Here is a 14,031-nt window from a genome sequence, read left to right on the forward strand (position 1 = left end):
ATCCGCACGTACAACCATTCGGGTGAACGTGTGAGTCAACACGGGTATGACTCACCGGACATCCAGACGCGCCAGAGTGCTGGCGGCCGCCGTCGGCGCCGCAGTGCTCATACCGGGCATCGCCGCCGCCACGCCGGCCGCCGCGGCGGCGCCGACGGTCAGTTGCACCTCCGCCAAGGCGGGCCTGGCCGACAAGCTCAAGAAGGACATCACGGCGGCGCTCGCGAACCGCAGGGGCACGGTCGCGGTCGGCCTGTACGACCGCTCCACCAAAACCACCTGCACCCTGCGGCCCACCACCGCGTACGACTCGGCCAGCACGGTCAAGGTCACCGTCCTCGCCACGCTGCTGTGGGACGCGAAGAAGCACAACCGGTATCTGACGAGCACCGAGCAGTCGCTCGCCACCGCGATGATCACCAAGTCGGACAACACCGCGACCAGCAAGCTGTGGAAGCAGCTGGGCCTGACGAAGATCAAGGGCTTCCTGGCCGCCGCCGGCATGACGAACACCACGCCGGGGGCCGACGGCTACTGGGGCCTGACCCGGGAGAACGTCACCGACGAGCAGAAGCTGCTCAAGCTCATCACCGCCAAGAACACCGTGCTGAGCGACAACTCCCGTGCCTACATCCTGAAGTTGATGGGCCAGGTCATCTCGTCGCAGCGCTGGGGCACGCCCGCCGGTGCGCCCTCCTCGGTCGCCGTGCACGTCAAGAACGGCTGGCTGCAGCGCTCCACGCACGGCTGGCGGGTGCACAGCCTGGGCACCTTCAACGGCGCCGGCCACGACTACATGATCACGGTGCTGACGCAGGACAACAGCACCATGGACTACGGCGTCACCACCATCCAGAACGTGGCCAAGGCCATCCACAAGGACCTGGTGCCGACGACGTCCACCGTCACGCGCTACACCCCGACCAGCGCACCGAGCGAGGCGTTCGTGGCGGTGCCGCCGCAGGGCTGACGCTTCACGAGGCGGTCTGCTGCCCGTCATCGGGCCGCCCTACGGTGACGCCCATGCGCCTGAGAACCGTACTCGCCACCCTCACCGCCGGCCTGGCGGCGGCCACTTGTCTGTCCGCCGCCGGGCCCGCCAGTGCCGACTCCGCCACGGACAACGCCTGTTCGCCCTCCGTCTCCATCGACCGCTTCTCCGACGCGCTCGACAAGACGACGTACAACGGCACCTTCGTCGGCAACTTCTCCGCCCTCGCCATGGACCGGGACGGCTCGCTGGCCGCCCTGGAGGACCGCTCCTCCCTCTTCGATCTGGACCCGAAGACCCTCCAGCCGGCCTCGGCCGTCCACCTGGCCGACGAGAAGGGCGCCGACCTCGACTCCGAGGGGCTGGTCATCGACCGGGACGGCACCCGGCTCATCACCTCCGAGACCGAGCCCTCCGTCCGCCGCTACTCCCGCGACGGGAAGATCCTCGACCGCCTCCCGGTCCCGTCCTCCCTGCTGGTCGCCCCGGCCGGCCGCGCCACCGGCAACCGGACCTTCGAGGGCCTGACCCTCCTGCCCGGCGGCCGCACCCTGCTCGCCTCCATGGAGTACGCGATCTCCGGGGACTCCGCCGGCATCGTCCGCTTCCAGACCTGGAAGCGTCACCACGGCCGCTTCGAGCTCGCCGCCCAGTACGCCTACCGCACCGACGCGGGCCTCGGCGTCCCCGAGGTCCAGGCCACCCCCGACGGCCGCCTCCTCGTCCTGGAGCGCGGCTTCACCGCGGGCGTCGGCAACACCGTCCGCCTCTACCGGGCCGACCTCAGCCACGCCACGGACACCAGCGGCATCGAGAACCTGACGGGGCAGCCGGATGTTCACCTGATCAAGAAGACCCTGCTCGCGGACATCGCCGACTGCCCGTCCCTCGCGGCCACGGCCAAGCAGCCCCAGCCGAACCCCCTGCTGGACAACATCGAGGGCATGACGATCACGGGACGTGACCGCACCGGCCGTCTGAAGGTCCTGCTGGTCAGCGACGACAACCAGAACGCCGCGCAGACGACGCGGTTCTACTACCTGCGGATACGCGTCTGACCCACCTGCGGATACGCGGCCGATCGTTTCCGTGTGTTGCGGAGGGATGAAATCCGCTTCTGCGTGCGTTGGTGCCTTCCGGGACGTCATTTTCAACGGAGGGCACCGGCGTGGCAGCGCAGCAGGGGGATACACAGGGCTGGGCACGGCGACTCGTGGGGTATGCCTGGCGCTACCCGAAGGACGTGGTCCTCGCCCTCGGCTCCTCGCTGGCCGGTATGGCCGTCATGGCGCTGGTCCCGCTGATCACCAAGGTGATCATCGATGATGTGATCGGCGACCACAGCCGTTCCATGACTCCCTGGGCCGGCGCCCTGATCGGCGCCGCCGTCCTCGTCTACGTCTCCACCTACATCCGCCGCTACTACGGCGGCCGTCTCGCCCTCGACGTCCAGCACGACCTGCGGACCGAGATGTACGGCACGATCACCCGCCTCGACGGCCGCCGTCAGGACGAGCTGTCCACCGGCCAGGTGGTCGGCCGCGCCACCAGCGACCTCCAGCTGATCCAGGGCCTGCTCTTCATGCTGCCGATGACCATCGGCAACGTCCTGCTGTTCCTGATCTCCCTGGTGATCATGGCCTGGCTGTCGCTCCCGCTGACCCTGGTCGCCCTCGCCGTGGCGCCCGCGCTGGGCTGGATAGCCAGGCGCAGCCGCACCCGCCTCCACCCCGCCACCTGGTACGCCCAGGCCCAGGCCGCCGCCGTCGCGGGTGTGGTCGACGGCGCCGTCAGCGGCGTACGCGTGGTGAAGGGCTTCGGACAGGAGGACCAGGAGACCGGGAAGCTGCGGGAGGTCGGCCGCCGCCTCTTCGCCGGGCGGCTGCGCACCATCCGGCTGAACAGCAGGTTCACCCCGGCCCTCCAGGCCGTCCCCGCGCTCGGCCAGGTCGCGATGCTGGCGCTGGGCGGCTGGCTCGCCGTGCGCGGGCACATCACCCTCGGCACCTTCGTCGCCTTCTCCACCTATCTCGCCCAGCTCGTCGGCCCGGTCCGGATGCTCGCCGTGGTCCTCACGGTCGGCCAGCAGGCCCGTGCGAGCACCGAGCGCGTGCTGGAGCTGATCGACACCGAGCCGACGTTCAAGGAGGGCACCAAGACCCTCCCCGCGGACGCGCCCGCGACGGTCGAGTTCGACGACGTGTCCTTCGGGTACGGCGACGCCCCCGGCACGGCCGGCCCGGTGCTCGAAGGGCTCAGCTTCGAGATCCGCCCCGGCGAGACCCTCGCTGTCGTCGGCTCCTCCGGCTCCGGCAAGTCCACGGTCTCCCTCCTCCTCCCGCGCTTCTACGACGTCACCCACGGCGCCGTCCTGGTCGGCGGCCACGATGTGCGCGAGCTGACCCTGGACTCCCTCAGGGCCGCGATCGGCCTGGTACCCGAGGACTCCTTCCTGTTCTCGGACAGCGTGCGCAACAACATCGCGTACGGCCGCCCCGACGCGACGCAGGAGGAGATCGAGAAGGCCGCCCGCGCCGCCCAGGCGGACCGTTTCATCGCCGAGCTGCCCGACGGTTACGACACCACGGTCGGCGAGCACGGGCTCACCCTCTCCGGCGGCCAGCGCCAGCGCGTCGCGCTCGCCCGCGCCATCCTGACCGATCCGCGTCTGCTGGTCCTCGACGACGCGACCTCCGCGGTGGACGCGCGCGTGGAGCACGAGATCCACGAGGCGCTGAAGCAGGTCATGGAGGGCCGTACGACCCTGTTGATCGCGCACCGCCGCTCCACGCTCAACCTCGCCGACCGCATCGCCGTCCTCGACGGCGGCCGGCTGGCCGACATCGGCACCCACCAGGAACTGCAGGAACGATCCGCCCTCTACCGTCGCCTGCTCACCGATCCCGACGAGCTGGGCGGCGTCTCCCCGGGCCACACCGAGCCCGCCCTGCCGCACGAGGACACCAGCGTCCGTGAGGAGCTGGACGCCGAGTTCGACGCCGAACGCGCAGTGACCCCCCGTCTGTGGACCGGCGACCGCCGGCCCAAGGACCAGGCGCTGGCCGACTCCCCGGCCACCCCCGAACTCCTCACCCTGGTCGAGGCGCTGCCCCCGGCGACCGACACCCCCGACGTCGACGAGGCGAGGGCGGTCCGGCCGGAGGACTCCTACGGACTGACCCGGCTGCTCCGCGGCTTCGGCCGGCCCCTGCTCGCCGGCCTGCTGCTGGTCGCCGTGGACGCCGGCATGGGACTGCTGCTGCCGATCCTGATCCGGCACGGCATCGACCAGGGCGTCACCCGGCTCGCCCTCGGCGCGGTCTGGTCGGCGTCCCTGCTCGCCCTGCTCGCCGTACTCGTCCAGTGGACGGCCCAGATCGGCGAGACACGGATCACCGGACGCACCGGCGAACGTGTCCTCTACGCCCTCCGCCTGAAGATCTTCGCCCAGCTCCAGCGGCTGGGGCTCGACTACTACGAGCGCGAGCTGACCGGCCGGATCATGACCCGGATGACGACGGACGTGGACGCGCTGTCGACGTTCCTGCAGACCGGTCTGGTCACGGCGTTCGTCTCGGTCGTCACCTTCTTCGGCATCATGGGCGTCCTGCTGGTGCTCGACGTACAGCTGGCGCTGGTCGTCTTCGCGACCCTGCCCCCGCTGATCGTCGCCACCTTCTTCTTCCGCCGGGCGAGCGTGAAGGCGTACGAACTCGCCCGTGAACGCGTGTCGGTGGTCAACGCCGACCTCCAGGAGTCCGTCTCCGGGCTGCGGATCGTGCAGGCCTTCCGGCGCGAGCGGGACGGCGGACGGCGGTTCGCGGAGCGCAGCGACGCCTACCGGCGCGCCCGGATCCGCGGTCAGTGGCTGATATCCGTCTACTTCCCCTTCGTCCAGCTGCTGGCGTCGGTCGCGGCCGCCGCGGTCCTCATCGCGGGCGCCGGCCGGATCGAGGCGGCGACGCTCACCACGGGCGCACTGGTCGCCTATCTGCTCTACATCGACCTCTTCTTCGCCCCCGTCCAGCAGCTCTCCCAGGTTTTCGACGGCTACCAGCAGGCCACCGTCTCCCTCGGTCGTATCCAGGAGCTGCTGCGGGAGCCGACCTCCACCAGCCCCGCCGACGAGCCGCTCGAAGTCCGCTCGCTGAGGGGCGAGATCGCCTTCGAGGACGTGCGCTTCGCGTACGGCGCCGACGAAGAGGCGCTCAGCGGCATCGAGTTGACGATCCCGGCCGGCCAGACCGTCGCCTTCGTCGGCGAGACGGGGGCGGGCAAGTCGACCCTGGTCAAGCTGGTGGCGCGGTTCTACGACCCGACGGGCGGCCGGGTGACGGTCGACGGCACGGATCTGCGGGCACTCGACCTCACGTCGTACCGGCACCGCCTGGGCGTCGTCCCGCAGGAGGCGTACCTCTTCCAGGGCACCGTGCGCGACGCCATCGCCTATGGCCGGCCCGACGCCACCGACGCCCAGGTCGAGGCGGCGGCGCGGGCGGTCGGCGCCCACGACATGATCGCCACGCTGGAGGGCGGCTATCTCCACGAGGTCGCCGAGCGCGGCCGCAACCTCTCGGCGGGCCAGCGCCAGCTGATCGCACTCGCCCGCGCCGAACTGGTCGACCCGGACGTCCTGCTCCTCGACGAGGCGACGGCGGCCCTGGACCTGGCCACGGAAGCCCTGGTCAACCAGGCCACGGACCGCCTCGCCGGCCGTCGGACGACACTGGTCGTCGCCCACCGCCTCACCACCGCCGCCCGTGCGGACCGGGTCGTGGTGGTGGACCACGGGCGGGTGGTGGAGGACGGGACGCACGAGGAGCTGCTCCGACTCGGCGGACACTACGCGGAGTTGTGGCGCACTTTCGTGGGCCGGGCCGAACCCGAGGAGCCGGTGGGCGTGTCCCGCTGACGTCCAGGGGCGGGCACTTCCGGCGGTCGTGCAACCATCCGACATATGTCGTGCGTCCGTACATCAGTACGTACATCGATGGATGCAAGTCTGCGGTACGGGAGGGACGACAGTGGACAGTGGTGCGATACGCCGACGGCTGGCGCTCGGTGCGGCCGTGCTGGCCGCGTCCGGGGTGCTCGCGCTCGTGGCACCGGGCAGCGCCCAGGCGGCGGACGGCTCCTGCACCGGGCGCAGGGTGAAGACCCTGCCCTTCTCCACCGGCACCGTGCTCGTCTACCGGAGCAACGGCTACGTCTGCGCCGTCACCGTGCCCGACCACCCCGGGACCAAGCGCTCGATGTCGGTCAGCGTGCAGGCCCGCGGCAACCGTCCGGTCGTCGACAAGGGCCGCTTCGCGTACCGCGCGGGCCCGGTGACGGTGCACGCAGGACACCGCTGCGTATGGGTGAAGGGTTCGGTGGGCGCGGGCAAGGTGAGTTCCGGCTGGATCCTGTGCTGATCCGGCACTAGCTCAATTCCCCCTGGTGTGACGGATGTTGCTCCGATAGTTTCCGGCGCACATCTGTCTCACAGGGGAGTGTGCATGCGCAAGGCGCTCAGATGGCTGCTCGCGCTCATGGTGTTCCTAGGCACGCTGAGCACGGCGGGAGCGGCCACCGCCGCCGACGCCACGGGCGGCACGGACGTCGACATCAAGGACCGGCTGCTCGCGATACCGGGCATCAGCCTGATCCAGGAGAAGCCGTACGACGGCTATCGCTACTTCGTCCTGAACTACACCCAGCCCATCGACCACCGACACCCGTCGAAGGGCACGTTCCAGCAGCGGATCACCGTGCTGCACAAGGACGTCAGCCGCCCGACGGTCTTCTACACCAGCGGCTACAACGTCTCCACGAACCCCGGCCGCCGCGAGCCGACCCAGATCGTGGACGGCAACCAGGTCTCCCTGGAGTACCGCTTCTTCACCCCGTCCCGCCCCGACCCCGCCGACTGGACCAAGCTCGACATCTGGCAGGCGGCGAGCGACCAGCACCGTGTCTTCGAGGCCCTCAAGCCGCTCTACACGGGCAACTGGCTGGCGACGGGCGGCTCGAAGGGCGGCATGACCGCCACCTACTACGAGCGCTTCTACCCGCGCGACATGGACGGCGTGGTCGCGTACGTGGCCCCCAACGACGTCGTGAACAAAGAGGATTCGGCCTACGACCGCTTCTTCGAGAACGTCGGCACCAAGGAGTGCCGGGACCGGCTGAACGCGGTACAGCGGGAGGCGCTGGTGCGCCGTGCGTCCCTGGAGAAGAAGTACGAGGCGTACGCCGCCGGCAACGGCCTCACCTTCACCACCGTCGGCGGCCTGGACCGCGCCTACGAGGCGGTCGTCCTGGACTACGTCTGGGGCTTCTGGCAGTACAGCCTGCTGTCCGACTGCGACAAGATCCCCGCGAACGCGGCAAAGGCGACCGACGACGAGATCTGGACCTCCGTCGACACGATCTCCGGCTTCTCCGCCTACGCCGACCAGGGCCTGGAGACCTACACCCCGTACTACTACCAGGCCGGCACCCAACTCGGCGCGCCCACGATCCAATTCCCGCACATCGAGAAGCGCCTGATCCGCTACGGCTACCAGCCCCCGCGGAACTTCGTACCGCGCTCGATCCCGATGCGCTGGCAGCCGGGCGTCATGCGTGACGTGGACACCTGGGTCCGCCACCGCGCCCACCACATGCTGTTCGTCTACGGCCAGAACGACCCGTGGGGTTCGGAGCGCTTCCGGCTGGGCGCGGGCGCCCGTGACTCCTACGTCTTCACCGCGCCCGGCCTGAACCACGGCGCGAACGTCGCGGGCCTGGTGCCCGACCAGAAGGCCCTGGCCACGGCCCGGATCCTTCAGTGGGCGGGGGTCGCGTCGCCCGCGGTGCAGGCGAACCCGTCGGCGGCGAAGCCGCTGGCCCGCTACGACGCGAAGCTGGACCGGGCCGACGTGGAGCGGGAGCCCGTGCTGCGGCCCTAGCGGTGTGCTGTTGAGGGGACCGGTGGGATGTCACACGGGCCGTGCGCATCCCACCGGCTCCGGACCCCCGAGCTGCACGTACAGGGCCGTCGACGCGGGGCACTCGGTGCGGCCGGCCACCGCCTCGACGACCTTGTACTGCGGCTTTCGTCTGCCCGAGCCGTCACAGGCCGTCTCCCGGACCTGGCCGTCGCCGGAGCCGTAGACACAGTCGCCGACGATCGTGCGGGGGCCGCCCCCGCCGCCGGGGTCGCCGGGGTGCGGCGGTTCGAGGTTGCGCATACAGGCGTAGCCCCGCGGGATCGTCCCGTCGCCGTCCTCGTCGCTCGACGGGCGCTGCTCGCTGATGTGGAGCACGAAGTCGGTCGTGGCCGGGCAGAGGGGGCCGTCGCCCATCCTGCCGTCGTAGCGGGCGACGACCCGGGCGGCCGCACGCTCACTGGTGCAGGGGACCTCGGTGAAGCTCGTCGTGCCGAAGGAACTGCACTCGTCGGCCGCGAGGAACTGGACGCCGTATCCGGAGGTTTGAGCGGGTGTCGGTCTCGCTACGGGCTCGCCGGGGACCTGCGACCGCTGGCAGCCCGTCGCCACCAGGGCGACGAGCAGCGCCGGCAGTGCGCACACCACCCCCACCGTCCGTCTCCCGCGCATGGCGATCCCCCCAGACACCCCCGCCCAGCGTGGCCCGCGACGGCGGGCACACGCCAGCGGTGTGGCAGGCTTTCCGCCTGTTGGCGGCGTTACGCCCGGTGTGCGACGTACACCTAGTACGACAGCCCATGGCCGATGGGGTACAGCACCTGTGTCGGATCGTCCGCCCGCTGCACCGGCACCGGCAGCTTCCCGCGCGGCGCGACCCGCCCGGCGACGACCCGCGCGGCGGCGCGCAGTTCGACGTCGGTCCAGGAGTAGGTGGCAAGGCAGCCCGGGACGGAGGGGAGCTGGGCGACGTCGTACGGGTTGCGGACCGCGATCGCCACCACCGGCCTCCCGGTCGCCACCAGCTGTTCCACCAGCGTCTTCTGGCTGCCGGCCGCTGTGACGTTGTACGTCCCGACGACCACCGCGTCCGCGTCCCGCGCCGCCGTGACCGCCTTGGCGATGGTCGCGGCGGAGGGGGCCGTGCCGGTCGGCAGGGCGGTGGCGGTGAAGCCGAGTTCGGTGAGGGCGGCGGCCAGGACCGAGGTGGGCGGGCCCGTGGTGCCGGACGGGGAGGCGGGATCGGCGCCGACGACCAGGATCTTGTGGTGCGTTCGTCGGGACAGCGGCAGGACTCCGCCCTCGTTGACCAGGAGGGTCGTCGTCCGCTCGGCGATGCGGTCGGCCACCGCGAGGTGCGCCGCCGTACCGACCACGTGGTCGATGCCGGCCGGGCTGACGTACGGCTGGTCGAGGATCCCCAGCCTCGCCTTCAGCCGCAGGATGCGCAGGATCGATTCGTCGAGCCGTGCCTCCGTCAACTCGCCGTTCTGTACGGCCTTGAGGACGGCGTTCCACGCCACGCTCAGGTTCGGCGGGTTGAGGAGCTGGTCGACTCCCGCCTTCAGGGCGAGCACCGGCACCCGGTCGTCCCCGTACTTCGTGCGTACGCCCTCCATGCCGAGCGAGTCGGTGACCACGACCCCGTCGTAGCCCAGTTCCTCACGGAGGATGCCGGTGAGGATGGGGTGGGAGAGGGTGGCCGGGTCGCCCGAGTCGTCCAGCGCCGGGAACTGGATGTGCGCGGTCATGATCGAGTCGATGCCCGCCCTGATCGCCGCCCGGAAGGGCACCGCGTCCAGCCGCTCCCACAACTCCCGGCTGTGCGTGATGACCGGGAAGCCGTAGTGGCTGTCCACGGCGGTGTCGCCGTGCCCCGGGAAGTGCTTGGCGGTGGCCGCGACCCGCGCCGACTGATACCCCTTCACCTCGGCCGCCACCAGCCCGGCGACCGCGTCCGGATCGGCGCCGAAGGACCGTACGCCGATGACCGGGTTGGCCGGGTTGACGTTCACGTCGGCGTCGGGGGAGTAGTCCTGGTTGATGCCGATGGCGCGCAGTTCGGCGCCGGAGATCCGGCCGAGGGCACGGGCGTCGGCGCGGGAGCCGCCGGCCCCCATGGCCATGGCGCCCGGGAAGAGGGTGGCGGGCTTGCCGACCCGGCAGACGATGCCGTGCTCCTGGTCGGTGGCGACGAGGAGGGGGAGCCCGCGGGGTTGTTCAAGCGAGGCCCGCTGGATGCCGTTGGACAGATCGGCGATCTGGTGGGGATCGCGGGTGTTGTGGGCCCAGGTGAAGTAGATGATGCCGCCGACGCGGTACTTGGCGATCAGTTCGACGGCCGTGCGTACGCCGATCTCCTTGAGGTTGGCGTCGATGTCGGCCTGGTCGGGGGCGGTGGCGGAGTGGCCGTAGACCCGCATCACGAAGAGCTGGCCGACCTTCTCCTCCAGCGTCATGCGGGAGACGAGGGCGCGGAGCTTCATCTCGCCGGGACCGGCGGCGTTCGCGGTACCGCCGACCGTCAGCGAGGCGGTGACGCCGGCGGTCGCGGCGAGGACGGTACGTCTGGACGGACGTGCGGTGCTTTCTGTGCTTCCTGTGTTTCCCGTACTGGTGTCGGGCACGTGCGCTCCTTATGGAGATCACTGAAGGAAACTTCCGAGAAGTCACCCATATCCGGGAAGTTTCTGCCAGTCAAGGGAATGCACAGTAACCAGACCGGGGCCGCCATCGGCGCAGTTGGAGGGGGGCGCGCCGATGACGGCGTGCTGCCGGCCGCAGTGCGGCGGAGAGGGTGGTCAGCGATCGCAGCCAGCAGCGAGGCCGACACCGCACCGCGGAGACTCGTCCGGCAGCCTGCGGGTTGGACGGACCGGGGTGGGGCAGGGTTCCCCGGCCGGGGTGGATTCCCGCAAGTCGGTGAAGGGGTGCCGGGGGTGCCGGAGGAGGCGCGTGCGACGGCGCGCGGTCCAGTCGGCGGACGCACCGGCACACGCCGGGCCCTTGGCCGGATCATGTGGGCATGCCCGTAGTCGACATCCCCGGTTCCAAGTCCATCACCGCCCGCGCCCTCTTCCTCGCGGCAGCGGCCGACGGAGTCACCACCCTCGTACGACCGCTTCGTTCGGACGACACCGAGGGCTTCGCCGAGGGCCTGACCCGGCTCGGCTACCGCGTGGGCCGCACCCCGGACACCTGGCAGATCGACGGCCGCCCCGAGGGCCCCGCGCTGCCCGAGGCCGATGTCTACTGCCGCGACGGCGCGACCACGGCCCGCTTCCTGCCCACCCTGGCCGCGGCCGGCCACGGCAGCTACCGCTTCGACGCCTCGCCCCAGATGCGCCGCCGTCCCCTGGCCCCGCTGACCCGGGCCCTGCGCGACCTCGGCGTGGACCTGCGGCACGAAGAGGCGGAGGGGCACCACCCGCTGCGGATCGAGGCGGCGGGCGTCGAGGGTGGCGAGGTGGTCCTGGATGCGGGCCAGTCGTCCCAGTACCTGACGGCCCTGCTCCTGCTGGGCCCGCTGACCCGCAGGGGCCTGCGGATCCGGGTGACGGAACTGGTCTCGGCGCCGTACGTGGAGATCACCATCGCGATGATGCGGGAGTTCGGGGCCGAGGTACGGCGGGAGGGCGACGTCTTCGTGGTCGGGCCGGGCGGCTACCGGGCCACGACGTACGCGGTGGAGCCGGACGCGTCGACATCGAGCTACTCCCTCGCGGCGGCGGCCGTCACCCCGGGCGCGGAGGTCACCGTCCCCGGGCTGGGAGCCGGTGCCCTCCAGGGAGACCTGGCCTTCGTGGACGTACTGCGCAGGATGGGTGCCGAGGCGGAGATCGGTCCCGACCGCACGACGGTGCGGGGGACGGGAGTGCTGAGGGGCCTGACGGTCAACATGCGGGACATCTCCGACACGATGCCCACGCTGGCCGCGATCGCGCCCTTCGCCTCCGGCCCGGTCCGCATCGAGGACGTGGCCAATACGCGCGTGAAGGAGTGCGACCGGCTGGACGCCTGCGCGGAGAACCTCCGGCGGCTGGGGATCTCCGTGTCCACCGGCCCCGACCGGATCGAGATCGAGCCCGGCGAGCCCCTGCCCGACGTACAGATCAAGTCCTACGGCGACCACCGCATCGTCATGTCCTTCGCGGTGACGGGACTTCGGGTGCCGGGAGTGTCGTTCGACGACCCCGGGTGCGTACGGAAGACGTTCCCCGGGTTCCACGAGGCCTTCGGGAACCTGAGGGCCGCACTGGGATCATCGAACGCATGACCAAGCACGCTCCGGGCTCCTACCTCATCCTGCACGGCTGGCAGAACCGCCGCCCCGCGGACCACTGGCAGCACTGGCTGGCCGACCGGCTCACCGAGCTGGGACACCGGGTCACCTATCCGCAGCTGCCCGACCCCGACGACCCGGACCTCGACGTCTGGCTCGGCGAACTGGCCCGCCACCTCGGCGGGCTCGACCCGGCCGGGGAACGCGTCGTCCTCGCGCACAGCGCCTCCGCCGTGCTCTGGCTGCACGCGGCCGCCCGGGGCATGAAGGAGCAGCGGGCGGCCGACCGGGTGCTGCTCGTCGCGCCGCCGTCCGCCTCCGTGCTCGTACGGCATCCGGAAGTCGCCGAGTTCGTGCCGCCCGCCCCGGACTTCGCCCTCCCCGGGCCCACCCGGCTCGTCGCCGGCGACGACGACCCGTACTGCCCCGAGGGCGCGCGCACCCTCTACGGCGACCCGCTGGGCATCCCCACCGAGATCGTCCCGGGCGCCGGCCATCTCGACCTCGTCGCGGGCTACGGCTCCTGGCCCGCCGTACTGGAGTGGTGCCTGGACGCCTCCGCGCCGCTCACCGCTCGTCCGGCGGCGCACTAGCCCCGTCGCGCAGCTCCGGTGTCGTGGCGCCCACCGCGCCGACCGCCAGCAGGCACAGCAGACCGCCGGTGATCAGGGCGGTGGCACCGGAGGTCCAGCCGGCCACCAGACCGCCGCGCACATTGCCGAGGCTGGGGCCCGCCTGGCCGACGATCGTCTCCGCCGCCGTGACCCGGCCCAGCAGGGCGTCGGGGGTACGGGTCTGCACGATCGTCGAGCGCGAGACGACGGACAGGGCGTCGGCCGCTCCGGCCACGACCAGGAGGCCGAGGCCGGTCCACGGGTCGGTGGACATGCCGAACAGGACGAGTGCGGCGCCCCAGGTTCCCGCCCCGCACAGCATCACCCGGCCCGGCCGGCCGAGCCGGGTCACCGAGCCGGACAGGGCCGTCGCCCCGATGCCGCCGATCGCCATCGCGGAGAGGAGGAGGCCCAGCGTGCGCGGGTTGTCGCCGAAGCGCTCGGCGTTGACCAGGGGGAAGAGGCTGGTCGGGAAGGACAGCACGGTCGCGGCCAGGTCGGTCAACAGCGCGCCCCGCACCACCCGGTGCCGGGCCAGGAAGCGCAGCCCGTCCAGCACGCCGTGCAGGCCCGCCCGCGACGGCTCGCCCTCGGGTGGCAGCGCGGGCAGGCCGAAGGCGCCGTAGAAGGCGAGGGCGAAGCTCAGGGCGTCCAGGAGGTAGCAGGCGCCGATGCCCAGCCAGCCCAGCAGCACACCCCCCAGCGCGGGGCCGGCCAGCATCATCGACTTGCCGGTGATCTGGTTGAGGGCCAGTCCCGCGGCCACCTGGTCCTTGGGCAGCAGACGGGGGACGAAGACGCCCGCCGCCGGTGCGCCGAGCGCGCCGAAGGCCGACTGCGTGGACACCAGGGCGAGGACGGCGGTCACCGGGACGTGCCCGGTGAAGCCCTGCACGGCGAGCAGCACGGAGCAGGCCGCCTGGCCGACGGTCGCCGTCAGAAAGACCCGGCGCCGGTCGGCCCGGTCCACCCAGGCCCCGGCGAACAGCCCGAACACCACCAGCGGCAGCGCCTGCGCCAGCCCGATCGCACCGCTCCAGGCCGCGCTGTGGGTCATGTCCCAGACCTGGTACATGACGGTGACCATGGTCATGAAGCCACCGAGCGAGGACACCGTCCGGCCGACCAGCAGCCGCCGGAAGACGGGGGAGGTGCGCAGGGGCCTGACGTCGATGAGGGAACGCGTCAGGCGCGTCAGGCTCATGAGGGCATGACGGGGTGCGGCGAGGTGGG

At 71.4% G+C, this 14,031-nt stretch carries 10 protein-coding genes; 7 read left to right on the top strand and 3 right to left on the bottom strand.

Annotated elements, in window-relative coordinates; translation table 11 throughout:
- Window positions 1-46: 46 nt before the first annotated feature.
- The 5 genes from ACFY1J_RS01335 (at window position 47) to ACFY1J_RS01355 (ending at window position 7,923) form a co-directional block, all read left to right on the top strand.
- Window positions 47-970 (top strand): serine hydrolase, encoded by a 924-nt coding sequence (locus tag ACFY1J_RS01335; protein ID WP_390730362.1) that lies wholly within the window; start codon window positions 47-49, stop codon window positions 968-970.
- Between the two features lie 53 nt (window positions 971-1,023).
- On the top strand, window positions 1,024-2,049 hold the full coding sequence (locus ACFY1J_RS01340; protein WP_390706721.1) for an esterase-like activity of phytase family protein: 1,026 nt from the start codon (window positions 1,024-1,026) through the stop codon (window positions 2,047-2,049).
- Between the two features lie 110 nt (window positions 2,050-2,159).
- Window positions 2,160-5,903: an ABC transporter ATP-binding protein gene (locus ACFY1J_RS01345; RefSeq protein ID WP_390706720.1), complete on the top strand. Its 3,744-nt coding sequence runs from the start codon at window positions 2,160-2,162 to the stop codon at window positions 5,901-5,903.
- A gap of 112 nt (window positions 5,904-6,015) precedes the next feature.
- Window positions 6,016-6,405 (top strand): hypothetical protein, encoded by a 390-nt coding sequence (locus tag ACFY1J_RS01350; protein WP_390706719.1) that lies wholly within the window; start codon window positions 6,016-6,018, stop codon window positions 6,403-6,405.
- An 84-nt stretch (window positions 6,406-6,489) separates the two neighbouring features.
- On the top strand, window positions 6,490-7,923 hold the full coding sequence (locus ACFY1J_RS01355) for an aminopeptidase (RefSeq protein WP_390730363.1): 1,434 nt from the start codon (window positions 6,490-6,492) through the stop codon (window positions 7,921-7,923).
- 30 nt (window positions 7,924-7,953) lie between these two features.
- On the opposite strand, the gene ACFY1J_RS01360 is transcribed toward ACFY1J_RS01355, so the two are convergent.
- Entirely contained in the window at window positions 7,954-8,574 is a 621-nt protein-coding gene (locus ACFY1J_RS01360) for a hypothetical protein (RefSeq protein WP_390706717.1), read from the bottom strand.
- 113 nt (window positions 8,575-8,687) lie between these two features.
- Window positions 8,688-10,529 carry a glycoside hydrolase family 3 protein gene (locus ACFY1J_RS01365; RefSeq protein WP_390706716.1) on the bottom strand — a complete coding sequence of 614 codons (1,842 nt, stop codon included), beginning with the start codon at window positions 10,527-10,529 and terminating at the stop codon, window positions 8,688-8,690.
- A gap of 398 nt (window positions 10,530-10,927) precedes the next feature.
- On the opposite strand from ACFY1J_RS01365, the gene aroA reads away from it, so the two are divergent.
- Together aroA and ACFY1J_RS01375 are read left to right on the top strand one after the other, a co-directional pair.
- Window positions 10,928-12,178: a 3-phosphoshikimate 1-carboxyvinyltransferase gene (gene aroA, locus ACFY1J_RS01370; RefSeq protein ID WP_390730364.1), complete on the top strand. Its 1,251-nt coding sequence runs from the start codon at window positions 10,928-10,930 to the stop codon at window positions 12,176-12,178.
- Window positions 12,175-12,777 (top strand): RBBP9/YdeN family alpha/beta hydrolase, encoded by a 603-nt coding sequence (locus ACFY1J_RS01375; RefSeq protein WP_390706714.1) that lies wholly within the window; start codon window positions 12,175-12,177, stop codon window positions 12,775-12,777. The genes aroA and ACFY1J_RS01375 overlap by 4 nt, the downstream gene beginning before the upstream one ends.
- Here ACFY1J_RS01375 and ACFY1J_RS01380 read toward each other — a convergent pair.
- Window positions 12,752-14,002: an MFS transporter gene (locus tag ACFY1J_RS01380; RefSeq protein ID WP_390730365.1), complete on the bottom strand. Its 1,251-nt coding sequence runs from the start codon at window positions 14,000-14,002 to the stop codon at window positions 12,752-12,754. The two genes, ACFY1J_RS01375 and ACFY1J_RS01380, sit on opposite strands and share 26 nt — an antisense overlap.
- Window positions 14,003-14,031: the final 29 nt, after the last annotated feature.

Source organism: Streptomyces sp. NPDC001406 (assembly GCF_042895285.1).
GTDB lineage: Bacteria > Actinomycetota > Actinomycetes > Streptomycetales > Streptomycetaceae > Streptomyces.

Bases quoted from the DNA above. Each gene is read 5' to 3' on its own strand.
- ACFY1J_RS01375 (WP_390706714.1), top strand. From the start codon at position 12,175: ATGACCAAGCACGCTCCGGGCTCCTACCTCATCCTGCACGGCTGGCAG.
- ACFY1J_RS01340 (WP_390706721.1), top strand. From the start codon at position 1,024: ATGCGCCTGAGAACCGTACTCGCCACCCTCACCGCCGGCCTGGCGGCG.
- ACFY1J_RS01380 (WP_390730365.1), bottom strand. From the start codon at position 14,002: ATGAGCCTGACGCGCCTGACGCGTTCCCTCATCGACGTCAGGCCCCTG.
- ACFY1J_RS01360 (WP_390706717.1), bottom strand. From the start codon at position 8,574: ATGCGCGGGAGACGGACGGTGGGGGTGGTGTGCGCACTGCCGGCGCTG.
- ACFY1J_RS01355 (WP_390730363.1), top strand. From the start codon at position 6,490: ATGCGCAAGGCGCTCAGATGGCTGCTCGCGCTCATGGTGTTCCTAGGC.
- ACFY1J_RS01335 (WP_390730362.1), top strand. From the start codon at position 47: ATGACTCACCGGACATCCAGACGCGCCAGAGTGCTGGCGGCCGCCGTC.
- aroA (WP_390730364.1), top strand. From the start codon at position 10,928: ATGCCCGTAGTCGACATCCCCGGTTCCAAGTCCATCACCGCCCGCGCC.